The sequence below is a fragment of the Caulobacter sp. BK020 genome, assembly GCF_004342605.1.
GTDB lineage: Bacteria > Pseudomonadota > Alphaproteobacteria > Caulobacterales > Caulobacteraceae > Caulobacter.
In genome coordinates, this window is sequence record NZ_SLZL01000007.1 from 64,075 (window position 1) to 89,400 (window position 25,326).

Annotated in this window: 24 protein-coding genes; 16 read left to right on the plus strand and 8 right to left on the minus strand. The window is 68.7% G+C overall.

Annotated features, from left to right (window positions below; all coding sequences use genetic code 11):
* The first annotated feature begins 250 nt into the window (after positions 1–250).
* The 8 genes from ugpC to EV278_RS10360 all read left to right on the plus strand — a co-directional run bounded on the left by ugpC (position 251) and on the right by EV278_RS10360 (position 11,413).
* Positions 251–1,357: a sn-glycerol-3-phosphate ABC transporter ATP-binding protein UgpC gene (gene ugpC, locus EV278_RS10325; protein WP_132090367.1), complete on the plus strand. Its 1,107-nt coding sequence runs from the start codon at positions 251–253 to the stop codon at positions 1,355–1,357.
* Positions 1,354–2,235 (plus strand): sugar ABC transporter permease, encoded by an 882-nt coding sequence (locus tag EV278_RS10330; protein ID WP_132090370.1) that lies wholly within the window; start codon positions 1,354–1,356, stop codon positions 2,233–2,235. The genes ugpC and EV278_RS10330 overlap by 4 nt, the downstream gene beginning before the upstream one ends.
* Entirely contained in the window at positions 2,232–3,080 is an 849-nt protein-coding gene (locus EV278_RS10335) for a carbohydrate ABC transporter permease (protein ID WP_132090373.1), read from the plus strand. Before EV278_RS10330 ends, EV278_RS10335 begins: the two co-directional genes overlap by 4 nt.
* Entirely contained in the window at positions 3,077–4,384 is a 1,308-nt protein-coding gene (locus EV278_RS10340) for an extracellular solute-binding protein (protein WP_132090376.1), read from the plus strand. The genes EV278_RS10335 and EV278_RS10340 overlap by 4 nt, the downstream gene beginning before the upstream one ends.
* A 15-nt stretch (positions 4,385–4,399) precedes the next feature.
* The gene (locus tag EV278_RS24620) at positions 4,400–5,911 is read left to right on the plus strand and encodes an alpha-N-arabinofuranosidase (protein ID WP_132090379.1); all 1,512 of its coding nucleotides are present in this window, start codon (positions 4,400–4,402) and stop codon (positions 5,909–5,911) included.
* Positions 5,912–6,309: 398 nt separating this feature from the next.
* Entirely contained in the window at positions 6,310–9,033 is a 2,724-nt protein-coding gene (locus EV278_RS10350; RefSeq protein WP_165916598.1) for a TonB-dependent receptor, read from the plus strand.
* 71 nt (positions 9,034–9,104) lie between these two features.
* On the plus strand, positions 9,105–10,112 hold the full coding sequence (locus tag EV278_RS10355) for an arabinan endo-1,5-alpha-L-arabinosidase (protein WP_132090385.1): 1,008 nt from the start codon (positions 9,105–9,107) through the stop codon (positions 10,110–10,112).
* Positions 10,113–10,258: 146 nt separating this feature from the next.
* Positions 10,259–11,413 carry an aldose epimerase family protein gene (locus EV278_RS10360; RefSeq protein ID WP_132090388.1) on the plus strand — a complete coding sequence of 385 codons (1,155 nt, stop codon included), beginning with the start codon at positions 10,259–10,261 and terminating at the stop codon, positions 11,411–11,413.
* A gap of 116 nt (positions 11,414–11,529) precedes the next feature.
* On the opposite strand, the gene EV278_RS10365 is transcribed toward EV278_RS10360, so the two are convergent.
* The 5 genes from EV278_RS10365 to EV278_RS10385 are packed head-to-tail and all read right to left on the minus strand — an operon-like array spanning position 11,530 to position 13,402.
* Entirely contained in the window at positions 11,530–11,940 is a 411-nt protein-coding gene (locus EV278_RS10365) for a DUF1801 domain-containing protein (RefSeq protein WP_207905474.1), read from the minus strand.
* 24 nt (positions 11,941–11,964) lie between these two features.
* Complete coding sequence (locus EV278_RS10370; RefSeq protein WP_132090391.1) at positions 11,965–12,384, minus strand: DUF1801 domain-containing protein; 420 nt, start codon at positions 12,382–12,384, stop codon at positions 11,965–11,967.
* Positions 12,385–12,395: 11 nt separating this feature from the next.
* The gene (locus EV278_RS10375) at positions 12,396–12,611 is read right to left on the minus strand and encodes a hypothetical protein (protein WP_132090393.1); all 216 of its coding nucleotides are present in this window, start codon (positions 12,609–12,611) and stop codon (positions 12,396–12,398) included.
* A 39-nt stretch (positions 12,612–12,650) separates the two neighbouring features.
* Positions 12,651–13,082 carry an SRPBCC domain-containing protein gene (locus tag EV278_RS10380; protein ID WP_132090396.1) on the minus strand — a complete coding sequence of 144 codons (432 nt, stop codon included), beginning with the start codon at positions 13,080–13,082 and terminating at the stop codon, positions 12,651–12,653.
* Positions 13,079–13,402: a metalloregulator ArsR/SmtB family transcription factor gene (locus tag EV278_RS10385; protein ID WP_132090399.1), complete on the minus strand. Its 324-nt coding sequence runs from the start codon at positions 13,400–13,402 to the stop codon at positions 13,079–13,081. Before EV278_RS10385 ends, EV278_RS10380 begins: the two co-directional genes overlap by 4 nt.
* Positions 13,403–13,569: 167 nt before the next feature.
* Here EV278_RS10385 and EV278_RS10390 point away from each other — a divergent pair, with 167 nt between their 5' ends.
* Positions 13,570–15,147: an aldehyde dehydrogenase (NADP(+)) gene (locus EV278_RS10390; protein WP_132090402.1), complete on the plus strand. Its 1,578-nt coding sequence runs from the start codon at positions 13,570–13,572 to the stop codon at positions 15,145–15,147.
* Between the two features lie 62 nt (positions 15,148–15,209).
* On the opposite strand, the gene hrpB is transcribed toward EV278_RS10390, so the two are convergent.
* On the minus strand, positions 15,210–17,663 hold the full coding sequence (gene hrpB / locus EV278_RS10395) for an ATP-dependent helicase HrpB (protein ID WP_132090405.1): 2,454 nt from the start codon (positions 17,661–17,663) through the stop codon (positions 15,210–15,212).
* Between the two features lie 273 nt (positions 17,664–17,936).
* Between hrpB and EV278_RS10400 the strand changes: the two genes are divergently transcribed.
* Positions 17,937–19,520, plus strand: a complete 1,584-nt coding sequence (locus EV278_RS10400) for an amino acid permease (protein ID WP_132090408.1) — start codon at positions 17,937–17,939, stop codon at positions 19,518–19,520.
* A gap of 84 nt (positions 19,521–19,604) precedes the next feature.
* Positions 19,605–20,318, plus strand: coding sequence for an MBL fold metallo-hydrolase (locus tag EV278_RS10405; protein ID WP_132090410.1), 714 nt, complete (start codon positions 19,605–19,607; stop codon positions 20,316–20,318).
* Between the two features lie 6 nt (positions 20,319–20,324).
* Here EV278_RS10405 and EV278_RS10410 read toward each other — a convergent pair whose 3' ends face one another.
* Positions 20,325–20,753, minus strand: coding sequence for an EF-hand domain-containing protein (locus EV278_RS10410; RefSeq protein ID WP_132090413.1), 429 nt, complete (start codon positions 20,751–20,753; stop codon positions 20,325–20,327).
* Positions 20,754–20,859: 106 nt separating this feature from the next.
* On the opposite strand from EV278_RS10410, the gene EV278_RS10415 reads away from it, so the two are divergent.
* From EV278_RS10415 to EV278_RS10425, 3 genes are all read left to right on the plus strand, one after another.
* Complete coding sequence (locus EV278_RS10415) at positions 20,860–21,657, plus strand: response regulator (RefSeq protein WP_165916599.1); 798 nt, start codon at positions 20,860–20,862, stop codon at positions 21,655–21,657.
* Complete coding sequence (locus EV278_RS10420) at positions 21,654–23,141, plus strand: ATP-binding protein (RefSeq protein WP_132090416.1); 1,488 nt, start codon at positions 21,654–21,656, stop codon at positions 23,139–23,141. The genes EV278_RS10415 and EV278_RS10420 overlap by 4 nt, the downstream gene beginning before the upstream one ends.
* 199 nt (positions 23,142–23,340) lie before the next feature.
* Positions 23,341–24,111 (plus strand): hypothetical protein, encoded by a 771-nt coding sequence (locus EV278_RS10425; protein ID WP_132090419.1) that lies wholly within the window; start codon positions 23,341–23,343, stop codon positions 24,109–24,111.
* Here EV278_RS10425 and EV278_RS10430 read toward each other — a convergent pair.
* Complete coding sequence (locus EV278_RS10430) at positions 24,108–24,782, minus strand: DUF1345 domain-containing protein (protein ID WP_132090422.1); 675 nt, start codon at positions 24,780–24,782, stop codon at positions 24,108–24,110. The genes EV278_RS10425 and EV278_RS10430 overlap by 4 nt on opposite strands.
* Before the next feature lie 103 nt (positions 24,783–24,885).
* Here EV278_RS10430 and EV278_RS10435 point away from each other — a divergent pair, with 103 nt between their 5' ends.
* Entirely contained in the window at positions 24,886–25,065 is a 180-nt protein-coding gene (locus EV278_RS10435) for a hypothetical protein (RefSeq protein ID WP_132090425.1), read from the plus strand.
* 9 nt (positions 25,066–25,074) lie between these two features.
* On the plus strand, positions 25,075–25,284 hold the full coding sequence (locus EV278_RS10440) for a general stress protein (RefSeq protein WP_018062559.1): 210 nt from the start codon (positions 25,075–25,077) through the stop codon (positions 25,282–25,284).
* Positions 25,285–25,326: the final 42 nt, after the last annotated feature.

Here is a 25,326-nt window from a genome sequence, read left to right on the forward strand (position 1 = left end):
CAGACAATTTTCAGTTTCACATTTTCCTCGCCAGAACCGGATCCTGGCTTTCAAAGCTCATCGACTTTTGAGCTTGCGCCCTCCCGAATTTAGCGCCATCCTCCTTTTGTCTGAGTTAATAACCTAGACCACCAGCCCTCCACCAAGGCGGGCGGAAACAAGGGCGCTCGGCGTCGCGCGAGGGGGAGGAAGACGACGGCTTGACGCCATCCTTCCGCCTTGCGCGCCGGGCTCTCCGGGGAGGGGATGCGTGGCGTGCGTACGGCTTGACCATCTGAGCAAAAGCTTCGGTTCCGCGGCCGTGCTCGACAACATTCGCCTCGACATCGCGCCTGGCGAGTTCATCGCCTTCCTCGGCCCGTCGGGCTGCGGCAAGTCCACCCTGTTGCGAATGATCGCTGGGCTTGAGACCGTGGAGACCGGCCAGATCCACATCGGCGAACGGCGCGTCGATCCGCTCCCGCCGGGCGACCGCGGCGTGGCCATGGTGTTCCAGCACTACGCCCTCTATCCGCACATGACGATCTTCGAGAACATGGCGTTCGGCCTGCGCAATGCGAAGGTCCCGAAAGCCGAGATCGAGGCGCGCGTGGCCGAGGCGGCGCGGATCCTGGAGATCGAGCGGTTGCTGCAGTCCAAGCCCGGCCAGCTGTCGGGCGGCCAGCGCCAGCGCGTCGCCATTGGCCGAGCGATCGTCAAGAAGCCCGACCTTTTCCTGTTCGACGAGCCGCTCTCCAATCTCGACGCCGCCCTGCGCATGCGCACCCGGCTGGAGCTGGCCCAGCTGCGCCGCCGGGTCCAGGCGACGATGATCCTGGTCACCCACGACCAGGTCGAGGCCATGACCCTGGCCGACCGCATCGTGGTGATGAGCGAGCGCCGGATCCAGCAGGTCGGAACGCCGATGGAAATCTACGCCCGGCCCGCAAACCGCTTCGTGGCCACCTTCGTCGGCTCGCCGCCGATGAGCTTCCTGGACGTGACCCTGGACGCTGGCGCCGGCGGTCTGGCCCGCGCAACCCTGCCCGGGGGCGCGAGCTTCAACACCGACGTTCCCCTGGCCGTCCTGCCGACCAGCCCGACCTGGCGCCTGGGCCTACGGGCCGAGGGCGTGAAGGTCGTGGCGCCAGGCTCCGGCCTGATCAACGCCCAGGTCGAGTTCGTCGAGCGCCTGGGCGACCGCACCCTGGTCTATCTGCGCCTGGCCGATGGTTCCGCGATCACCGCCGAGGACGCCGGGACCAGTCGCGCGGCCATGGGCGACCGGGTCGGCCTCACCCTGGACGGCGCCGTGCACCTGTTCGACGCCGAGGACCGGGCGCACTACGGCCCGGCGCCGGCGGAGGGGCAGCCGTGACCGCCGCCTCGCCCCGCAAGAGCCGCTGGACCAACGGCCTGTTCGTCGGGCCCTACCTGCTGGTCTATCTGGCCCTGCTGCTCTACCCGCTGCTGGCCGGCGTCTGGCTGAGCCTGCACAAGGCCGACCTGTTCGGCGGCGAGGCGTTCGTCGGGATCGAGAACTTCAGCCGGCTGCTGCGCGACACGGTGTTCCTGCAGGCGGTGCGCAACACCTTCCTTTTCGTGCTGCTGACCGTGCCGCCGCTGGCGGTGATCGCCCTGGGCCTGGCCATCGCCCTGAACCGCCCGACCCGCGCGGCGGCCGTCTTCCGGGGCGTGTTTTTCAGCTCGTCGGTGCTGTCGGTGACCATCGTCACCCTGATCTGGCGGTTGGTCCTGATCCCCGACGGCGGTCTGATCGCCAACCTGCTGCACGCGGTCGGCCAGCCGCCGCTTCCGCTGCTCAGCCACCCGAACCTGGTGCTGCCCGCCATCGCCCTGACCACCGTCTGGTGGTGCCTGGGCCTGCCGATGATGCTGTACCTGGCCGCCCTGCAGCAGGTGCCGGCCGAGCTCTACGAGGCCGCCGCCCTCGACCGCGCCGGCCCGTGGAAGACCCTGACCCGGATCACCCTGCCCTCGATCCGCCGGACCATCGTGCTGGTGGTCATCATCCAGTGCGTGCTGCAGTTCCAGCTGTTCGGCCAGGCCCAACTGCTGACCCAGGGCGGCCCCAACGGCGCCTCGCGGCCGATCGTGCTGTTCATCTACGAGGTCGGCTTCCGGCGCTGGGACATCGGTTACGCCGCCGCCGCCTCGGAAATCCTGTTCGGCCTGATCCTGGTCGCCACGATCCTCCAGTACGTCACCACACGCGACAAGGCGGCGAGCCGATGAGCGCCCTGGACCGCGCCGCCGGACGCAATCGCTGGATCGACCGCCTGGGCTGGGCCGCCCTGACCCTGGCGGCCGTGGTGATGGTCCTGCCGCTGCTCTGGACGGTGGGCCTGTCGCTGAAGGCCAACGGCGAGCTGCTGCGTGACACCGCCTCGGTGTTTCGCATGCCCTACACGCTGGAGAACTACGGCTCGATCCTGGCCCGTCCCGCGGTCTTCCGCTGGCTGGCCAACAGTCTGGTGGTCTCGCTGTGCACGACCGCCGGGGTCCTGGTGCTGTCGTCCCTGGCCGGCTACGGCTTCGCGCGGCTGGAATTCCCGGGCCGCAAGTGGCTGTTCGCCCTGGTGCTGTTCGGCCTGGCCGTGCCCGAGCAGTCGGTGATCATCACACGCCACCAACTGTTTTCCGCCCTGCACCTGCACAACACCTATCCTGGCCTGGTCCTGCCCGGCCTGGCCGCGCCGTTCGGCGTGTTCCTGATGACCCAGTACTTCAAGGCCATCCCCGCCGAACTGGACGAGGCGGCGATGCTGGACGGCGCCAGCCGCCGGCAGGTGTTCTGGAAGGTTTTGCTGCCCCTGACCCTGCCGGCCCAGGCGACCCTGGGCATCTTCACCTTCCTGTCGTCGTGGAACGACTACTGGTGGCCTCTGATCTCGGCGACGCGCAGCGAGATGTTCACCCTGACCGTCGGTGTCGCCAGCTCGCAGATCAACTTCGCCCAGACCAGCGGCCTGGGCTTCCTGATGGCCCAGGCGGTGTTCGCCAGCGCGCCAATCCTAGTCGTCTACGTGTTCTTCCAAAAGTACATCGTGCGGGCGGTGTCCGGGGCGGCGGTGCGATGAGGCGTCTGCGCGCCGTGGCCCTGGCCGCCGTCGCCCTGGTCCTGGCCAGCTGCGCCAAACGCGACGACGTCACCCAGATCACCGTCCAGCGCATCTTCGGCGAATGCCGCTCGGCCGGAACCGGAGCGCGCAACCCCGACGGCGAATGCGAGATCATCACCGGCCTGCTGGACCAGTTCCAGCGCGAGAACCCCGACATCCGGCTGAAGGTCAACATCGCCGCCTGGCCCGGCTACGACCAGCTGTCGGCCCAGTTCGCGGCCGGCGATCCGCCCGACCTGGTGACCATGCACATGTCGGCGATCTCGGACTACCAGTCGCGCGGCCTGATCGAGCCGATGGGGCCTGGACTGGAAAGCGTCGGCGTCGATCCCGCCGCCTTCACCCGCGCCGCCCGCGAAGGGGTGACCAAGAACGGCCAGGTCTGGGGCCTACCCTTCGACAACTGGGCGCCGCTCTGGCACATCAACCTGAACCAGTTTCGTCAGGCGGGACTGGTCAAGAACGGCCAGCCGATCCTGCCGACCAGCGCCGACGACCTGCTGGCCCAGGCTCGCCAATTCAGGGCGGCCACCGGCAAGCCGTATCTGGTCCAGGCCATGGCCAACGAGACGGCCAGCTACACCCGCAACCTCTACACCTGGCTGATGACCCAGGACGCGGCGTTCTTCCCCGATCCCAAGCACATCAAGCTGACAACGCCCGAGGCGCATCGGATCGTGGCCCTGTTCAAGCAGATGTACGACGAGAACCTGACGACCAAGGACCAGGATTATCCGGCCGCCACCAGCGGCTTCATGAACGGCGACGGCGGGGTCTATCTGGTCGGCACCTGGATGATCGGCACGTTCGAGGCGGAGGCGCATACGCCGGGCCGGCCGCTGTCGGGCGGCTACGCCGTCGTTCCCTATCCGCGCCTGTTCGGGACCCGCGACGCCGCCTTCGTTGACGGCCACGCCTGGGTGGTCCCCAGCCGCGAGCGCACGCCGGCCCAGCGCGCCGCTGTCTACAGGCTGGTCAAATTCCTGGCCGACCACGACTACGACTGGTCGCGCACCGGTCACCTGCCGGCCATGCAGGCGGTGATCGACAGCCCGCGCTTCAAGGCCTTGCCCCACCGCCAAGCCATCGCCCCGCTGGCGACCATCGGCCAGACCCTGCCGCCGCAAGTGCAGCGCCAGTTCGCCATCCAGGACATCATCGGCGACGAGATGGCCAGCGCCATCACCGGCCGCAAGCCGATCGACACCGCCCTCGCCGACGCCGAGCGACGCGTCAACGACCTGCTGTTCCACCTTCTGTAGCCGGACGAGCCCGCCATGCTGACCGCCAAGATCATCGCCGACGCCGACTTCGTGGTGGCGCCGCTGGACCGCCGGATCTTCGGCACCTTCGTCGAGCACATGGGCCGCTGCGTCTATGGCGGCATCTACGAGCCCGGCCATCCCACAGCCACGCCGGAAGGCTTTCGCCAGGACGTGCTGGACCTGACCAGGGAGCTGGGCGTCACCCTGGTCCGCTATCCCGGCGGCAACTTCCTGTCGGGCTACAACTGGGAGGACGGCGTCGGGCCCAAGGAGGACCGCCCCGTCCGCCTGGACCTGGCCTGGCACTCGACCGAGACCAACCAGTTCGGGACCAACGAGTTCATCACCTGGTGCCGCAAGGCTGAGCTGGAGCCGATGTTCGCGGTCAACGTCGGCACGCGCGGCGCCGACGAGGCCCGCCACTTCCTGGAATACTGCAATCATCCGGGCGGAACCTACTATTCCGACCTACGCCGGTCGCACGGCTACGAGCAGCCGCATGGGATCAAGTTCTGGTGCATCGGCAACGAGATGGACGGCCCCTGGCAGATCTGCGCCAAGACCTCGGCCGAGTACGGCCGCATCGCCCAGGAGACCGGCAAGGTGATGAAGTGGGTCGACCCCACCATCGAGCTGACCGCCTGCGGCTCGTCCCAGCGGGCCATGCCCACCTACGGCAAGTGGGAGTACGAGGTGCTGGACCAGTGCTTCGACCAGGTCGACTACATCTCGCTGCACCACTATTGCCGCAATGATTCCGACGACATCCACGAGTTCCTGGCCACGATCGACGACCTGGACCACTTCATCCGAGAGGTCGCCTCTATCGCCGACGCCGTGGCGGCCAAGCGCCGCTCCAAGAAGCGCATCATGCTGTCGCTGGACGAATGGAACGTCTGGTACAAGGCCAGCGGCCCGGACGACCTGAAGAAGCCCGGCTGGCCGGAAGCCCCGCCGTTGATCGAGGAAGTCTACAATCACGAAGACGCCCTGGTGGTGGGCGGCTGCCTGATCGTGATGATGAACAACGCCGACCGGGTGAAGGCCGGGTGCCTGGCCCAGCTGGTCAATGTGATCGGCCCGATCATGACCGAGACCGGCGGCCCGGCCTGGCGCCAGACCATCTTCCATCCGTTCGCCGACTGCGCCCGCCACGGCCGGGGCGAGGTGCTGAGGCTGAAGGTCGAGACCGGCACGTTCCCGACCAAGGCTCACGGCGAGGTTCCCAACCTACTGGCCACGATCGTCCGCGATCCGCAGAGCGGCGCGGCCACCCTGTTCGCCCTGAACCGCAACGTCACCGACGACATGGCGCTGTCGGTCGACCTGCGCGGCCTGGCCGACGACCTGGTGGTCGCCAGTTCGACTCAACTGCACGATCCAGACCTGAAGAAGACCAACACCAGGGCAGCGCCGGACGCCGTTTCTCCGGCCGCCAACCCAACCGCCAGGCTGGAAGACGGCCGCTTGACCGTGACGCTGAGGTCTCAGTCCTGGAACGTCGTCAGCCTGGCGCGGGGATGACTCCTCGCCACGGCGTCTGTCGCGGGCCAGCGCTGTCAGTTACGTGGCCCGGCCTGCCGGTCCTCGCGGTGTCAAGCCATTTGTCGGACCAAGATTTTCACTCACCGCACCCCAGGAGCTCGAACCACCGCAACGGCGCGCTCGGACCAATAAGCCGATATCAGCTTCGACCCGATTGCGATCAATAGGTTGATAAGTAACACATATTTTCATTTATCATAACAATAGATCGTCGCCGGCTTAGCCACCTCCGCATCGAAAATATAAACGAACCTCGTTCTTTTGATTTCCGGCACCAGCGCAACACACTTGCGCGTTCGCTATTTGTCGGACAAGATGAAGCTCATCGAGAAACGCCCCGCGCAGATGGGGAGACGATGACACATGGGAGGGAATTCATGACCACCGGCATCCAGACGCCTATCCGATCGGCCGCGCGTGTCGCGCGGCGAGTCCTACTGATTTCGGCCGCGTCGGCCGCGACCTTGCTGGCCGCCGCGCCCGCCCTGGCCCAGACGGCGACGGCCAAGGACGACCAGACGGTCGACGAGATCGTCGTCACCGGCCAGCGCAAGGCCGCCCAGAGCGCCCAGCAGATCAAGAAGAACAACGACTTGGTCGTCGACTCGATCGTCGCCGAGGACGTCGGCAAGCTGCCCGACAACAACGTCGCCGACGCCCTGGCGCGGGTCACCGGCATCCAGGTCCGCCGCGACTCCGGCGAGGCCAATTCGGTGCTGATCCGCGGCCTGCCCAACCTGGTGACGCTGCTGAACGGCCGCGAGGTGTTCACCACCACCGGCCGCTACATCGCCTTGGCCGACATCCCCGCCAACATGCTGCAACGGGTCGATGTCTATAAGAGCGCCGCGGCCGACCAGATCGAAGGCGGCATCGCCGGCGCGATCGACGTGCGCACCCGCCGGCCGTTCGACTTCTCGGGCGCCCAGTTCAACGCCTTCGGCCATGGGGTCTATTCCGACAAGGCCAAGGAATGGAACCCGGACTTCGGGGCCACCGCCTCGAACCGCTGGGACACCAGCGCCGGCGAGTTCGGCGCCCTGCTCGGCGTGTCGTTCGTCGACCGCGACTATCATGAGGAGCGAGCGTTCAACGTGCGCTCAGACGATCACACCGGCTCGTTCAGCGCGGCCCACCCGCTGCCGGCGGGGGTCACCTCGATCAACGGCCCCTTCGTGATGGGCTACATCCCGATCGCCGGCGAGCGCAAGCGCAAGGCGGCCAACTTCGCCCTGCAATGGCGCCCGGACGACACCAGCGAACTCTACCTTGAGGGCTTCGTCACCGACTACAAGAACGTGTTCGAACTGGACTTCCTGGTGGGCCTGCCCTGGCTTGGCGACGGCAACCTGTCCGCCACCGTGTTCCCCGGCACCAACCAGCTGAAGACGCTGACCAACCACAACGTCTTCACGATCATGTCGACCCAGGCCAACGACCAGCACTCCAACACCAACCAGTTCTCGGCTGGCGGCTACAAGGAACTGGGCAGCTTCAAGCTGTCGACCGACCTGTCGGTGACCAACTCGTTCTTCCGGTACGAGAACCCGATCATGGACACCTCGACGATCGTGCCGCTGGTACAGGTCGACACCAGCCACGACGGCACGGCCCAGCTGAACTACAACAGCCCTGGCTACGACATCACCAATCCGGCCGCCTATACGATCGAGAACTGGTTCGACAACTACGGCAAGCAGACCGGGACGTCGGTCGACTGGCGCGCCGACGTCGTCTACACCGCCCCCGCCGACGAGTTCATCCGCGAGATCAGCGCCGGCTTCCGCTACGCCGACCGCAGCGCCGAATCCAACCAGTCGTACGGCGGTGCGGCCTATCCGTTCACTCACACCTCAGTCAGCACCCTGCCCGGCCTGAACGGCGTGTCCGAGCCCATGGCCGGCGGCGGTCCCGATTACATCACCACCCAGTGGTATACCCCCAGCGCCTCGTACCTGCTGAACAACACCGACAAGGTGCGGGCCCAGACCGCGCTGCTCTACGATCGCAACGCCACCAGCGCCGCCCTGTTCGCCTTGCGCAACGACCCCGTCACCGGCAAGCGGCGGATCGACCCGGGCATGTTCTTCTCGGACGTCGAGAAGACCTATGCCGGCTACGTCCAGTCCAAGATCGGCGGCGACTTGGGCAGCGTGCCGTGGAGCGGCGTGGTGGGCCTGCGCCTGGTCCGCACCGAACAGACCCTGGGCGGCAACAACGTCGACACCGCCAGCCCCATCCTGGCCTATACGCCGACCAGCAAGAAGAACTCGTCCGTCGACCTGCTGCCCAGCGCGAACCTGAAGTTCAACCTGCGTCCCGACCTGATCGGCCGCATCTCACTGGGGCGCACGGTCACCCGCCCCGACTTCGCCCAGCTCAATCCGGGCGTGTCGCTGTCGACCGTGGCGTCAAACACCACCTTCCTGTCCGGCTCCGGCGGCAATCCGAACCTGAAGCCGGTGACCTCCGACAGCCTCGACACCTCGCTGGAATGGTACTTCGCCGCGGACGGCTTCCTGACGCTGGCCTACTTCCACCGCAACATCGACGGCTATGTCGAGACCACTTCGGCCAACGAGGTGATCAACGGCACTACCTACATCATGACCCGGCCGAGCAACTCGGGGAAGGACAAGCTGGACGGCGTCGAGGTCGGCTACCAGCAGTTCTACGACTTCCTGCCCGGCCCGCTGAGCGGCTTGGGCCTGCAGGCCAACCTCACCTTCATGGACGGCTCGATGAAGAACGCCGTCACCGGCGTGAAGACCGAGTTCCGCGGTCTGTCGAAGTGGTCCTACAACGTGGCCGTCCTCTACGAGAAAGGCCCGATCTCCGGTCGCCTGGCCTATAACTGGCGCCAGCACTTCCTCGACACGCCCAACTTCGAGAACAGCGGCTTCGACCTGATCGCCGACAACACCGCCCAGATGGACGGCAGCCTCTCCTACAAGGTGGGCGACAAGCTCACCCTGACCCTGGAAGGCGTCAATCTGCTCGACACCGAGTTCAAGGACTACTTCACCGACAAGCACCTGTATCCGCGCGACACCCGTCGCTACGACCGCCAGGTCCTGATCGGTTTCCGCTGGAAGATGTAGAACCCCGCGCCCGGCCGAGCTCTCGGCCGAGCGTTCCTCTCGTCTCTCGCTTTCCGGCGCCGGAGGTCTTGATGCTGACCCGCAGATACGCCCTGGCCGGCGGCCTCTCGACGGCGAGCCTGGTCGCCGCGCCGGCCCTGGCCGAGGCCAGCCTCAACGACCGGATGACGGGCGACCTGTCGCCCGTGCACGACCCCTGCATCATCCGGCAGGGCGGCACCTATCACCTGTTCTGCACCAGCCAGGCCAACCAAAAGCCCGGCCTGATCCCTTGGCGCACCTCGCCGGACCTGGTGCGCTGGACCCTGATCGGCGCTGTCATGCCCGCCCTGCCCGACTGGGCGCAGGGAGAGGTCCCCGGCGTGCGCGGAGCCTGGGCCCCGGACATCAGCCTGATCAACGGCCGCTACCACCTCTATTACGCCCTCTCGACGTTCGGGAAGAACCGTTCGGCCATCGCTCTCCAGACCACCGCGACCCTGGACCGGTCCGACCCCGCCTTCGGCTGGCGCGACGAGGGCGTGGTGCTGGCCTCCAGGCCCAGCGACGACTTCAACGCCATCGACCCCAACATCGTCACCACGTCGGACGGCCGCGTCTGGATGAGCTTCGGCAGCTTCTGGTCGGGCCTCAAGCTGGTTGAGATCGACCCGACGACCGGCAAGCCCAGGCCCGGCGCGCCTCTGGCCGCGATCGCCGCCCGCCCCAGGCCCAGCGCCGTCGAAGCCCCCTGCATCGTCGAGCGCGACGGCTGGTTCTATCTGTTTGCCTCGTTCGACTTCTGCTGCCGCGGCGCCGACAGCACCTACTACACCGTGGTCGGCCGCTCGAAGGCCGTGGCCGGGCCCTATGTCGATCGCGACGGCAAGGCGATGATGAAGGGCGGCGGCTTCATCGTGCTGCACGCCGACCTGGATCCGACCAGGCGTTTCAAGGGACCAGGTCACGTGGCCGTGCTGCGCGACGACGGGCGCGACCACATCGTCTACCACGCCTACGACGCCCGGAAGGGCGGGGTTCCCACCCTGCGCATTCAGCCCCTGGGCTGGACCGCCGACGGATGGCCCGTGGCTCTCTGAACCCTTCTCAGGCATGGGTTCGGCTCGCTCGACGACGCGCCCCCGCTCTTTCCGCCCAGCTTCGATTGCGCAGGCTCCAATTGTCGGACTATATGATCGCCAAGCGCCATCCAGAGCCGCTCGCGATCGTTGGAACGAGGAACCCCATGAAGACTTCAGGCCGCAAACTGACCGGCGCCCTCCTGGCCGCCACCGCCATCGCCCTCCCGGCGGGAGCCTTCGCGGCCGACTATGCCCGCGCCCCGTTCGGCAAGACGCCCGACGGCGTCGAGGTCGAGGCCATCACCCTGACCAATGGCAAGGGCGTCAGCGCCACGGTGATCACCTACGGCGCCACGCTGCAGTCGCTGATCGCGCCCGGCCGCGACGGAACCAAGGCCGACATCGCCCTGGGCTTCAAGGACGCCGAGGCCTACGCCAAGAACGCCAGCTATTTCGGGTCTTCTGTCGGCCGGTTCGCCAACCGCATCGGCAAGGGCCGCTTCACCCTGGACGGCAAGACCTACCAGCTGGCCCTGAATAACAACGGCGTCGCCGCCCTGCACGGCGGGGTCAAGGGCTTCGACAAGCAGGTCTGGAAGGTCGCCGACGTCAAGCGCGGCCCGGTCGCTTCGGTCACCTTCACCTATGTCAGCCCCGACGGCGAGGAAGGCTATCCCGGAACCCTGACCGCCACGGCGACCTACGCCCTGGATGAGCAGAACCAGCTGACCATTACGTACGGCGCGACCACCGACAAGCCGACCATCGTCAATATGACCAACCACGCGCTGTTCAACCTGGCCGGCGAAGGCTCGGCCGAGGGGGCTATGGGCAATGTCCTGACCCTTGCGTCCGACGGCTATACGCCGGTCGACGCCGAGCTGATCCCCACGGGTCCGATCACGCCGGTGGCCGGCACGCCGTTCGACTTCCGCAAGCCGCACGTGGTGGGCGAGCGGGTCCGGGACGCTCGCGACCCGCAGATGGTCATCGGCCGCGGCTACGACCACAACATGGTGCTGACCGGCAAGGCCGGCGGCGCCCCGCGTCTGGCCGCGCGTCTGGCCGATCCCAAGAGCGGCCGGGTGCTGGAGATCCTCAGCGATCAGCCGGGCATCCAGTTCTACACCGGCAACTTCATCGACGGCACGACCGTGAGCAAGAGCGGCAAGATCTATCGCCAGGGCGACGGCATCGCCCTGGAGCCGCAGCACTTCCCCGACGCCCCCAACAAGCCGGCCTTCGCGCCGGTTCGACTGGATCCGGGCCAGAAGTACCGCAACGTCATGGTCTTCAAGCTGACCACCGACAAGAAATAACGACAGCTCGCATAAGAACGAGAACGCCGCGACGGCTGACCGGCCGTCGCGGCGTTTTGCCTTTGAGCTCCGACAGTCGTCGTGGCGCGCCCGCGCTTGGGCGGGTCAGGTACGCGTCAGGCGGGCTTCTTCGCCTTTCGCGTCGAAACGTTCAGCGCTACGGCGGCGCGGATCAGCGCCTTGAACGCCTCTTCGTCGATCGCCTCGCCCTGGCGAAAGTCGATCGCCCGCCGGGTGGCGCCCTCCAGGCTGGAATTGAACAGGCCCGAAGGGTCGTCCACCGACGCGCCCTTGATGAAGGTCGTCTTCACCGCGGCCTTATAGGTCTCTCCGGTGCAGAGGATGCCGTCGTGCGACCAGACTGGAATCCCCCACTTCCACTCCTCGACCACCTCGGGATCGGCCTCGTGGATCAGTTTGCGGATGCGAGCCAGGGTCTCGCCGCGCCAGTCGTCCAGCGCCGCGATCGCCTTATCGATCAGTTCGGACGGCGGGCCATCCAGCGGGCCGCCCATCTTCTTCTTCATGATCTCATACCTCGTCGTGACAGCTCACAGGTGTTCGCCGGGCAATTGGCTAGCCTGTCTCACCCAGTCGATGAACCGGGCCTCGTCGATCGGGTCGTCCTCGTGGATGTGGAAATACCGCACGTTCTCCTGCTTCGAGCTGACCGGCGGAACCGGATCCAGCGCCGCGCCGCGGAAGAAGGCCACCCTGACGTACTTCGCGTAGCAGTGAATGGCGAGAAACCAGCTCTTCTCCCCGACGCCATAGAACGGCGAGTTCCACTTGACCGCCTTGCCCACGCCAGGGACCGCCTTCTCGATCAGCGCGTCGAGCCTGCGCCCGACATCGCGTTTCCACCCGGGCATGGCCGCGATATAGGCCTGGACGGGCGCGTCGCCGTAGCCCTTGGCGACCTGCGGGTTGCCGCCCGACAGCAGCTTCGGCTCCGGCGCGTCCTCGGCCATGGCGGCTCCTCCTATCCCTCCACGCGTCGCCGAGCGCGTCCCTTGGCGACATAGGGCAGCACGAACATGTACAGGCCGCTGACCAGCAGCAGGATCAGCGGAACCAGGGCGAACAGGCCAACCCAGTACGGGGGCTGGCCTTGCGTCATGACGATCATGTAGCCGACGACGCCGGCCGTGAAGAGGATGGACAGCCAGCGGTGGATCTGGCGGATGAGGGCGCTCAAGGGACTTCTCCTTTTGAAGGTGGGACGGGACGCCGCGGCCTAGTCCAGTCGATCCAGGACCTGGTCCAGATTGCCCAGGAACGACTTCCAGCCGGCATGGGCGCCGCCGTAAGCCTGCTTCTGGTCGGGGTGGAAGCCCGCCTGCTCGACGCGCAGATGCGTGCCGGTGCTGGTCGGAGTCAGAGTGAAGGTCACCACGCTCTGGAGGTTGTAGGCCGGGTCCTCGTGGGCGAAATCCCAGGTGTAAGACAGGGTCTTGTGCGGCTCGACGGCCAGGACCTTGCAGTCCAGCACCCCGCCCCACTCGCCGCGCAGATTGAAGCTGTGGCCGACGACGGGCTTGAAGTCGTTCTTCATCAGCCATTCCTCCATCAGGTGCGGCTGGGTCAGGGCGCGCCAGAGCTTTTCCGGCGGATGAGCGATGTCGCGTTCGACGACGACGGAACGGGTTTGCGTCGCGGTGCTGGTCATTGGTCCATCCTGTTGAGCAGGTCTTCGAGGCTGTCGAACCGGGTCTCCCAGAACCCGGCCATGCGGCTTGTCCAGTCGACCAACGGGGCAAGGGCGTTCAGCTGGGCGCTGTAGTGCGTCTGGCGGCCCTCATGGCGATCGCTGACGAGACCGGCCTGCTTGAGCACCCCAAGGTGCTTGGAGACCGCCGGCTGCGAGACGCCGGCCAAGGCCGTCAGAGCTCCGACCGTCTGCTCGCCGTCGCGGCACAGCCGCTCGAAGATCCCACGCCGGGTGGGGTCGGCAAGCGTCCTGAAGAGCAGGTCGTGTGCGTCCGTCATGAAAACTGATAACCCGTTGGCTATGGGTGACTCATAACTTGCGGGTTATGAGTTAGTCAAGACGCCCTGAAAACCCTCGAAATCAGCAGGCATCGAAGCCGCCGGCTTGACGCCGATGGGAGCGGTATCATCTAAGACCCGTTCAACGAGGACACGAGGATCGCGCCATGACCATCACCGGAGAGCTTCTGATCGACGGCGGCGCTCGCGCCGGAACCGGCGGCGCCATCCATGCGGTCGATCCCAGCACCGGCGAGGCGCTGGAAGTGACCTTCGGCGGCGCGACCAAGGCCGATCTGGACGAGGCGGCCGCCCTGGCGGCCGCCGCCTTCGGCCCCTACCGCGCCACCTCGCCCGAACAGCGCGCCGTGTTCCTGGAGACAATCGCCGCCAAGATCGAGGCGATCGGCGACGCGCTGATCGTCCGCGCCATGGCCGAGACCGGCCTGCCCCGCGCCCGCCTCGAAGGCGAGCGCGGCCGCACCATGGGCCAGTTGAAGATGTTCGCGGGCGTGTTGCGCGACGGCGGCTGGCTGGAGGCCCGCATTGACCCGGCCCAGCCGGACCGCAAGCCGTTGCCGCGTCCGGACCTGCGCCTGCGCAACGTGCCGCTGGGTCCGGTGGCGGTGTTCGGCGCCAGCAACTTCCCGCTGGCCTTCTCGGTGGCCGGCGGCGACACCGCCTCGGCCCTGGCGGCCGGCTGCCCCGTGGTGGTCAAGGCTCACCCGGCCCATCCGGGCGCCTCGGAACTGGTCGGCCGCGCCGTCCAGGACGCCGTGAAGGAATGCGGCCTGCCGTCGGGCGTCTTCGCCCTGCTGCACGACGCCGGCATCGAGATCTCGCAGGGCCTGGTCGCCGACGCTCGCATCAAGGCCGCCGGCTTCACCGGCTCGCGCCGCGCGGGTCTCGCCCTTACGGCCATCGCCCAAGGCCGTCCCGAGCCGATCCCGTTCTACGCCGAGATGAGCAGCATCAACCCGGTCCTGCTGCTGCCGAACGCCCTGAAGGCGCGCGGCCCAGCCATCGCGCCCGAGTTCGTCGCCGCCCTGACCCAAGGCGCGGGCCAGTTCTGCACCAATCCCGGCCTGATCCTGGGCATCGACGGCCCCGAGCTGGACGCCTTCCTGGCGGCCACCGCCGAGGTCATCGCCAAGGCCCCGGCCGGCCAGATGCTGACCCCCGGCATCTGCAAGGCCTATACCGGCGGCGTGAAGGCCCTGGCCGAGACCTCGGGCGTCACCGAGGTGGCCCATGGCCTGGACGGCGGCCACGGCCAGGGGCGCGCGACCCTGTTCTCCGTCGACGCCGCCACCTTCCTGGCCACACCGCACCTGCAGGACGAGGTGTTCGGCGCCGCCTCGCTGGTGGTCCGCGCCAAGGATCTGGCCCAGCTGACCCAGATTCTGACCGCGCTGGAAGGCCAGCTGACCATCGCCGTGCACATGGACGAGGCCGACACCGACCTGGCCCGCGCCCTGCTGCCAACCCTGGAGCTGAAGGCCGGCCGGGTGCTGGTCAACGGCTTCGGCACCGGCGTCGAGGTCGGCCATGCCATGGTCCACGGCGGCCCGTTCCCGTCGACCTCGGACAGCCGCACGACCTCGGTCGGCTCGCTGGCGATCTTCCGCTTCCTGCGGCCGGTGTCGTACCAGAACCTCCCGGCGGCCCTCCTGCCGGCCGAGCTGCAGGACGCTAACCCGCTGGGCATCGCCCGGCGGGTGGATGGGAAGGTCGTGCTGGCCTAGGCGCCCGTCTTTCTAAACCTGCCCCTTATGGGGACTTGGAGTAGGTGGAGACGGCCTGGGGCTCACGTTCCCCGGGGCTTGGCCCGGGTCGTGGGCGCGGCGGCCGCCGGGTCGTCCGGCCAGACGTGGCGCGGATAGCGGCCCTTCATCTCGGTCTTCACCTCGCGCCAGGAGCCCTTCCAGAAGCCCGGCAGGTCGCGGGTGATCTGGATCGGCTTGTGGCCGGGCGACAGCAGGGCCAGCACCAGCGGCGCGCCGCCGACCGTCGGGTGAGCCGTCAGCCCGAACAGCTCCTGCACCCGCACGTCGACCCGCGGACCGCCGTCGGCCGCGTAGTCGATGGCGAAACTGGAACCGGTCGGAGCGGTGAACCGGGCGGGGGCTTCGGCGTCGAGACGCCGGTGCAGCTCCCAGGGGACCAGGGTGCGGATGGCGTCCGCCAGGGCGGGGTCGGAAAGCTGCGACAGGGCCGAGCGGCCGGCCAGCAGCGGCTCCAGCCACTCCGCCCGGCGGCCCAGCAGGGCCGCGTCCGACAGGTCCGGCCAGGTCTCGGGATCGCGGCGATGCAGGAAGGCGACCCGGCGGCGCAGGGCCTGGGCCCCCTCGCCCAGCGGCACGGCCGACAGCCCTTCGCGCTCGACCTGGTCCAGCAGGGCCTTGGCCACCAGAGCCGGGTCAATCTTGTCCAGCAGCCGCTCCTCGACCACCAGCTTGCCCAGGCGCAGCAGGCGACGGGCGCGGACCTTGCCCCGGGCGTCGGGCTCCAGCCGGTCCTCGGCCACCAGTCGGTCGGCGAAGGCCTCGCGCAGGGCCGCCTCTTCGAGCGGCGCGGCCAGCAGGATCCGGTCGCGGGCCTCGCCGCCGCCCAGTTCGCCGACCGCCAGCCAGGTCTCGCGGGCCAGGGGGTCGGTCGGCTCCAGATAGACTCCGCGCCCGCTGGCCAGTTGGTACTCGCCCGCCTTGCCCCGGGCCCGGGCCACCCGCTCCGGATAGGCCTCGGCCAGCATCAGGGCGTCGTCCAGCGCCGTGGCGCCCGGGACCCGCCCAGCGGCCCCGCCTGCCTGGCGCGCCCAGCGTTCCGACAGGGTCCGGGCATCCCGGGCCCGGGGCGAGCGGTCGCGGTCGAAGCCCTCCAGCCGGTGGCGCAGGTCGACGTCGCGGCCGCCCAGGCCCTGCTCGCTGAGCACGGCGGCCACCTTCGCGCCCCGCTCGGCCTGGCCCGATGCGGCGGCGCGGACCACCATGTGGGCCAGGCGCGGGGCCAGCGGCATGTCGGCCAGGGCCCGGCCGTGGGCGGTCAGGCCGCCCTGGCCGTCCAGGGCCCGCAAGCGGTTGAGCAGGGTCCGCGCCTCGGCGAAGGCGGCGGACGGCGGCTTGTCGAGGAAAGCCAGGTCGGCGACGTCCCGCGCGCCCCAGCGGGCCAGGTCCAGGGCCAGGCGCGACAGGTCGGCCTCCAGGATCTCAGGGCGAGCGAAGGCCGGCAGGGCCCGGGTCTCCGGTTCGTCCCACAGGCGGTAGCAGACGCCCGGCTCGGTGCGGCCGGCTCGGCCCCGGCGCTGGTCGGCGGCGGCGCGACTGACGCGAACGGTCTCCAGCCGGGTCAAGCCGCTGGCCGGATCGAAGCGCGGCACGCGGGCCAGGCCGCAGTCGATCACCACCCGCACGCCCTCGATGGTCAGGCTGGTCTCGGCGATCGAGGTCGCCAGCACCACCTTGCGCCGACCAGGCGCGGCCGGGGCCACGGCGCGGTCCTGCTCGGCGGGCTCCAGCGCGCCATAGAGGGGCGCGACATCGACACCCGGCCGCCGCAGCCGTTCGCGCAGCAAGGACTCGGTCCGCCGGATCTCGCCCTGGCCCGGCAGGAAGACCAGCAGGCTCCCCGCCTCCTCGGCCAAGGCCCGCTCGACGGCGCGGACCACCCGCTCCTCAAGACGTTGCCGGTCGTCGCGGCCCAGATAGCGGGTATCGACCGGGAACATCCGTCCCTGGCTCTCGACGATCGGCGCCTCGCCCAGCAGGGCCGAGATCCGCGCCCCGTCCAGCGTGGCCGACATCACCAGGAGCTTCAGGTCCTCGCGCACCAACCCTTGCGCGTCGCGAGCCAGGGCCAGGCCCAGATCGGCGTCGAGGCTGCGCTCGTGGAACTCGTCGAAAATCACCGCCGCCACGCCGTCCAGGCCGGGGTCGTCGAGAATCATCCGGGTGAAGACGCCCTCGGTCACCACCTCGATCCGGGTCCTGGTCGAGACCTTCGACTGCAGCCGCACCCGGAACCCCACCGTCTCGCCGACGGCCTCGCCCAGGCTCTGGGCCATGCGCGACGCGGCGGCGCGGGCGGCCAGGCGGCGCGGCTCCAGCATGACGATCTTGCCGCCGGCGGCCCACGCCTGGTCCAGCAGGGCCAGGGGCACGACCGTGGTCTTGCCCGCGCCGGGCGGCGCAACCAGCACGGCGGCCTCGCGGCCGGCGAGCGCGGATTTCAAGGCTGGCAAGGCTTCGTGGATGGGAAGGGTCACGCGGCGTGGTTTAAGGGCGGCGCCGGAAATCACCAAGCGTCGGCCGCCGGAGCGTGCTCTTACCGGAACCGCCTAAGCGGCAAGCATCAGCGACCAGGAAGCGTGCTGCAACGCAACATCGGGCCGGCAGACCCTGGCTCATATTGCGCACAGCGAGGCGAACAATTACGCACGCCCTCCGCTTTACCTTGACCGCGTCCCGCTAACCGGGCCACGGTCCGCAAAATTTATCTACGCGGCCCCCGGGGGTGGCCGCGGGTCCCTGGAGGAAATATGTGGCGCGTTAAGTCACTGGATGCGATTCTAGCAACGGCCGAGAAGAAGTCGCTGCATCGCTCGCTCGGTCCCATTCAGCTCACCCTGCTGGGGGTGGGCGCGATCATCGGCACGGGCATCTTCGTCCTGACCGCCGCCGCCGCCCAGAAGGCGGGCCCTGGCATGATGTGGAGCTTCGTGATCGCCGGCGCCGTCTGCGCCATCGCCGCGCTCTGCTATTCGGAACTGGCCTCGATGGTGCCGGTGTCGGGTTCGGCCTACACCTACACCTACGCCGTGATGGGCGAACTGCTGGCCTGGATGGTCGGCTGGGCCCTGATCCTGGAATACGCCGTCGCCGCCAGCGCGGTATCGGTCGGATGGTCGGGCTACTTCCTCGGCCTGATCGAGAACGCCCTGCACTTCCATTGGCCAGACGCCCTGCGATCCGGTCCCGCCTGGTCGATGAACGGCTTCGTTCCGGTCGCCGACTTCAGCGCCGGCGTCGTCAACATTCCGGCCATCCTGGTGGCCCTGACCGTGACCGCCCTACTGGTGCGCGGCACCACCGAGAGCGCCCGGGTCAACGCGGCGCTGGTGGTGATCAAAGTCTCGGCCTTGACCGCCTTCGTGATCCTGACCATCCCGGTCCTGAAGACCGGCAATTTCTCGCCCTTCACCCCCAACGGCTGGTTCGGTCCGCATGGCACCACCGGCATGGGCGTGGTCGGCGCCGCCGCCTCGATCTTCTTCGCCTATGTCGGCTTCGACGCCGTCTCGACGGCCGCCGAGGAGACCAAGAACCCGCAGCGCAATGTGCCGATCGGCCTGATCGGCAGCCTGGGGATCTGCACCATCTTCTACCTGCTGGTCGCCGCCGGCGCGATCGGCGCCATCGGCGCCCAGCCGGTGCTGGCCCTGGACGGTTCGGTCGTCCAGCCCGGCTCGGCCGGATTCCAGGCCGCCTGCGCCACCGCCGCCAACGCCGACCGCCTGGTCTGCTCGAACGAAGCGCTGGCCCACGTGCTGCGCGAGATCAACTGGCCGGTGGTCGGCAACCTGCTGGGCCTGGCCGCCAACCTGGCCCTGCCCTCCGTCATCCTGATGATGATCTACGGCCAGACCCGCATCTTCTTCGTCATGGCCCGCGACGGCCTGCTGCCCGAGGGTCTGGCCGCCATCCATCCCAAGTGGAAGACCCCGCACGTCGTCACCATCGCCACGGGCCTGTTCGTGGCCATCGCGGCTGCCTTCTTCCCGGTGGGTCAGCTGGCCGACATCTCCAACTCCGGCACCCTGTTCGCCTTCTTCATGGTGGCGATCGCGGTGATGGTGCTGCGGGTGAAGGATCCCAACCGTCCGCGTCCGTTCAAGACCCCGCTGGTCTGGGTGGTCGCGCCGGTGGCCATGGTCGGCTGCGCGGGCCTCTACTTCAACCTGCCCACGGAATCGATGCTGGTCCTGCCGATCTGGGGCGCCCTGGGCCTGGCGATCTATTTCGCCTACGGCTTCCGCAAGAGCCACGTCGGCCGCGGCCACACCGACGAGGTCCACGAGCTGGACAAGGACGCGCCGCCCACCGGCCTGCCGGGCGCGGAATAGGACTTGAACGAGCGTCCATAACGCTTAGTTCGGACGGGCGGGGATCCTCGGGTCTCCGCCCGTTTTCGTTTGGAGCCGCCCGCAATGGCCGACATGCCGATCCGCGCCGTCATCGCGCCGGTCACGCCGCTGCAGCAGAACTGCACGATCGTCTGGTGCGCCAAGACCAAAAAGGCCGCGGTGATCGATCCCGGCGGCGAGATCCCGCGCCTGATCAAGGCCATCGAGGACCAGGGCCTGACCCTGGAGAAGATCTGGATCACCCACGGCCACATGGACCACGCCGGCGGCGCGGCCGAGCTCAAGCGCCTGACCGGCGTCCCGATCGAGGGCCCGCACAAGGACGACCAGTTCTGGATCGACCGCATCCAGGAGAGCGGCGAGATGTACGGCATCCCGGAAGCGCGAATCTTCGTCACCGACCGCTGGCTGGACGACGGCGACGTGGTCACCCTGGGCGACACCCAGTTCGAGGTGCTGCACTGTCCCGGCCATACGCCAGGCCATGTGATCTTCTTCCATCGCCAGGCGCGCTTCGCCCAGGTCGGTGACGTGCTGTTCAAGGGCTCGATCGGCCGCACCGACTTCCCGCGCGGCAACCACCAAGACCTGCTGGAGGCCATCACCGGCAAATTGTGGCCGCTGGGCGACGACGTCCAGTTCGTGCCAGGCCATGGCCCGATGTCGACCTTCGGGGCCGAGCGGCGGTCCAACCCGTTCGTCGGCGACCGGGCGATCGAGGCGATGGCGCTTCAGGGCAAGGATTACGCGGCGCCGGTCAACCGCTCGCCGGGCTAGCGGTCCTTAGTTGGGGGGACCGCGCCGGGCGGGCAGTTCGGCCTCGCTGAGCTCGCCGTTCTTGTCGGCGTCGAGCGCGGCGAAGCGGGCCTTGGCGGCGGCCAGGGCCTCGGCCTCGGTGATCTTGCCGTCGTGGTCGGCGTCCATGGCGCTCAAGGCCGCGCTCCCGCCGCCGCCCTTACCCGCCTCCGGATGCTCTGCGCGCCTCGCCTCCATCCGCTGCTGAATCGCGGCCAGTTCCTCGGCGTCGATCACGCCGTCATGGTTGGCGTCCAGGCGCTGGAACCGCGCCTTGGCGGCGTCCTCGAACTCCTGGGCGCTGACCACGCCGTCGCCGTTGGCGTCCTGGCCACCACGCGGCCCCTGGGCATGGGCCAGGCCGGCGGCGGCGATGAAGGAAAGGGCGGCCAGGGCCGTTGGCGAGAGGCGGGGCATGGGCTGTCTCCAGGCGACAATTCGCGAGGATTGGTCGCATGGGCGGGTTGCGTCCCTGTTGCAGGCGTGAAATCTGCTGGAGACAGGGGCGTGGAAAGAGCAAGTCATGGAAAGTTCGCAAGATCCCGCAACGACCTCGGTCGGCGCCTCCACGGCCGGCCAGAACGCGCACGGCCAAAACACCGATCCGGCCCGCGGCGCCCGCATCCTGATCGTCGACGACGATCCGGGCATCCGCGACGTCGTGGCCGACTTCCTGGGCCGCCACGGCTACACCATCGACACCGCGTCGGATTCCCGGACCATGGAGCAGGCCCTGGCCCGCGGCCCGGTCGACCTGGTGGTTCTGGACGTCATGCTGCCGGGCGAGGACGGCCTGGCCATCTGCCGCCGCCTGTCGGCCGCCGACGGTCCGGCCATCATCATGCTGTCGGCCATGGGCGAGGAGACCGACCGCATCGTCGGCCTTGAGCTGGGCGCCGACGACTACCTGCCCAAGCCGTGCAATCCGCGCGAGCTGCTGGCCCGCATCCGCGCCGTGCTACGCCGCCGGCAGGAGCCCCGCACCGTGGACGACGGCATGGGCGCGGCCTGCGAGTTCGCCGGCTGGCGCCTGGACCTGGTGCGCCGCGAACTGCGCTCCCCGCAGTCGGTGGTGGTCAACCTGTCCAGCGGCGAGTTCTCGCTGCTGCGCGCCTTCGTCGAACGGCCGCAGCGGGTGCTGACCCGCGACCAGTTGCTGGACCTGGCCCGGGGCCGCGAAAGCGACGCCTACGACCGCGCCATCGACGTCCAGATCAGCCGCCTGCGCCGCAAGCTGGATGACGGCGGCGGCGGCGAGCTGATCCGCACCATCCGCAGCGAAGGCTACATGTTCACCTCGAAGGTGACCCGCACGCCATGATCGAACCCGTGCGGGTGAAGGGCCCTGGCAGCGCGCCGCTGTTCGTCCAAGCCCTGGGCCTGGTCATCGTCACCCTGGTGGCGGCGCAACTGATCGCCATAGCCGTGGTCTTCAACCTGCCGCCGCCGCCCCCCGAGATCTACCGACTCAGCGAGATTGTTCGCGCCGTGAAGGGCGGCGCCACGGTTCAGCCGCGCGATGGCCGCGCTTTGCTGATCCGCCGCCACGCCGGCCCGATCCGGGGCCTGGTCGACAACCGCCGCCGCGCCGAGTTCAAGACCGCCCTGGCCCGCGAACTCGGGGTCGATCCGGCCCGGATCGAGATGGATATCGACACCGGCCCCCGCTTCTTCGTCCGCGCCCAGAAACGCACCTTCGTCCAGGACCTGCCGCGGGAGCGCCGGCCGCGAGACGGACTGGGCGGCCCTGGCGGTCACGATCCTGGTCGCCCCGGCGGTCCCGGCGGCCCGGGCGGTCTCAGCGGACCGCCCGACGGTTTTGGCGCGCCGCCCCGCGTGCTGCGGCTCGACGGTCCGCACGACGAGCCGTTCATCGTCGGCGACTTCAAGCTGGCCATTCACCAGGACAACGGTCGCTGGACCGTCGTCGAGCCCAAGCCGGCCATTCGCTTCGACACCTGGCAGCAGCGGATCCTGCTGATTCTGGTGCTGTCGATGCTGTGTGTTTCGCCCCTGGCCTGGCTGTTCGCCCGCCGGCTGTCGGGTCCGATCAGCGCCTTCGCCGGCGCCGCTGAGCGGCTGGGCCGCGACCCGCGCGCCGCGCCGCTGGAGCTGAAGGGCTCGGCCGAGGTGATCGCCGCCGCCAACGCCTTCAACATGATGCAGGAGCGCCTGCGCCGCTATGTCGAGGACCGCACGGCGATGATCGGCGCCGTGGCGCACGACCTGCGCACGCCGCTGACCCGCCTGCGCTTCCGGATCGAGGCTGTGCCGGACGACGTCCGCGCCAAGCTGGCGTCCGACATCGACCAGATGGAGGCGATGATCGCCGCCACCATGGCCTTCGTGCGCGACACCACCCGTCCGGCCGAACGCACCCGGCTGGAACTGGCATCGCTGCTGGAAAGCATCATCGACGAGGCGGCAGAAACCGGCGGCCAGGCGTCGGTGGAGCTGGGCGAGAAGATCGTCATCGACGGCGACCCGGTCGCGCTGCGCCGCCTGCTGACCAACCTGGTCGAGAACGGCCTGAAGTACGGCGGCGCCGTGCAGGCGCGGGTCCGCGCCGAGGGCCGCCTGGCGGTGATCGAGATCGACGACGACGGTCCCGGCATCGTCCCGGCCGAGCTGGACCGGGTGTTCGAGCCGTTCTTTCGCAGCGAGCCGTCGCGCAACCGCGAGACCGGCGGGATTGGGCTGGGCCTGGCCGTGGTCCGCTCGGTGGCCCGGGCCCACGGCGGCGACGCCACCCTGCACAATCGCCCTGAAGGCGGACTGCGCGCCCGGGTCGAACTGCCGTTCTAGAGCAAGTTGCGCGATACAGGAATCGGGCGGCTTGCTCTAGATTTCTGTTTTCGCATCGCTTTTGCGGAAAACCGGTGTCCACTTTTCCGCGCGATGCTCTAGGCGCTCGGATACGCGGTGGACAAGCAAGTCGCCAGTTTGTTGCGGACCCGCAAAAGCTGCGCCATACGCACGACATGCCGGCGGGTTTGATCAAGGCATGCAAACCTTCAGCCGCTTCCGCGCCACCTGCATCCTGATGTTCGCCGCCCTGTGCCTGGGCGCCTGCGCTTCCGGCCCGCCGCAGGACGGCTCGCGCGGCGACTGGGGCAAGGCTCCGCGCCCCCGCCTGTCCGGCGAGGGCGAGCCGGGCGGACCGCCGCGCCAGCCGCGCCGCAGCCTGTTCATCAGCCCGGCGGGCGAGCCGTTCCGCGCCGAGCCCGGCGCCCCCTACCCGGTCGCGACCTGGTTCGCCGGCGCCGACACCGATCGCGACGGCGCCCTGACCCGCGACGAGTTCGTCGCCGACGCCCTTCGCTTCTTCGACCGGATCGACGGCGACCATAACGGCGTCATCGACGGCTTCGAGGTCTCGACCTACGAAACCCAGGTCGCGCCGGAGATCCTGCAAGGCTTCCAAGGCGGTGGAGAGGGCCCGAGCGCCCGGGGCCGGGGCGCCCACCGTGGCGAGGGGGGCGGCCATCGCCGCGGCGGCGGTCCTCCCGGCGGCGGACACGGCGGACGCGGTGGCGGCCCGATGGGCGGCATGTTGCAGGGCGCCGTTCCCTATAGCCTGCTCGCCGAGCCCGAGCCGGTCATGGCGTCCGACGGCGACTTCGACCGTCGCATCACCCGCGCCGAAGCGATCAAGGCCGCCAAGGCCCGCTTCGCCCTGCTCGACAAAGACGGCGACGGCAAGCTGCGCTTGGCCGAGCTGCCCCAGACCCCGCTCCAGGCCCGCCTGGAAGGCCCACGCGACGGCCGCCGCTAACTGCCCACCAGGCTGGCGATGATATTGATCCCCAGGGCGAGAACCGCGGTGTTGTAGAAATAGGCGCAAACCGCCTGGGCGGTGACGAGGTTGCGCAGCTTGGTCGTCAAGACATTGTTGTCCGAGACCTGGAAGGTCGCCCCGATGCTGAAGGCCAGGTAGACGAAGTCCAGATAGCTGCTGGCGGGCTCGCCCGGGAACAGAAAGCCGGGCTTGTCCGTTCCGTCGCCGAAGTGGCGATGGGCGTAGTGCAACGTGAACACAGAATGCAGAACCACCCAGGACAGCACCAGGGTGACGCCCGCGCAGGCGGCGGTGATCGCCTTGGTTTCCGGCCCGGCTGCCCGCGCGTTCAGCATGGCGGCCACCACCGCGACCAGACTGGACAGGATGGCGGCCAGCACCAGCAGCAGGATTCCCGACGGCTTTTCATCCTCCGCCGCCGCCCGGCGACGCACCTCGGCCTCGTCCGCCGTCAGGAAGAGGCGCCAAGTCGTGACGACGTAAACCAGGGCGCAGGCGTCCCAGCCGATCAGGATGTGGCTGCTGACCGGCGCATTTAAATGACGGGCCGCCAGCCACCCCAGAAGCCCGGCCACGGCTGCAACCACCAGCCGCCAATGCCGTGATATTGCTGCGCTTTCAGGTTTTCTCACGTGGGTCTTGGCCATGGTCGTTCACCTTGCTTCAGCAGGGTTAACACCAAACTCTGCAATTTTGTCTTCCCTGTCGGGTGAACCGAACGCGACTTCACTGGTTACTTCACCGGAACTCGTGAAAGACGCCATGACCGACCCCGACGCCCCGCCGCCGATCGAGCCGACGCAACCCGACTACGACCCGGGCTCCGTGCCCGACGAAGAGCCGATGCGCCAGCCGCCGGTGCAACCAGGCGACGATCGGCCTTATGACCGCTCCGCCACGCCGTTCCCCCCCGTGACCAGTCCCGATTAGGAGCAACCTATGGACCTCGACACCGAACGGCCGCGCGGCCGCCGAGGCTTCGCCGCCATGGACCCCGAACGCCGCCGCGAGATCGCGCGCAAAGGGGGGGCCAGTGTTCCCAGCGAAAAGCGCAGCTTCGCCAAGGACCGCGACCTCGCGGCCAATGCGGGCCGCAAGGGCGGCTCCTCGTCGCGCGGCGGCGGGCGGATGCCCGGCCGCGACGCCTGACCCGACGCGCGCCGTCCCCGCGGGGCGGCGCGCGTTTCGGCC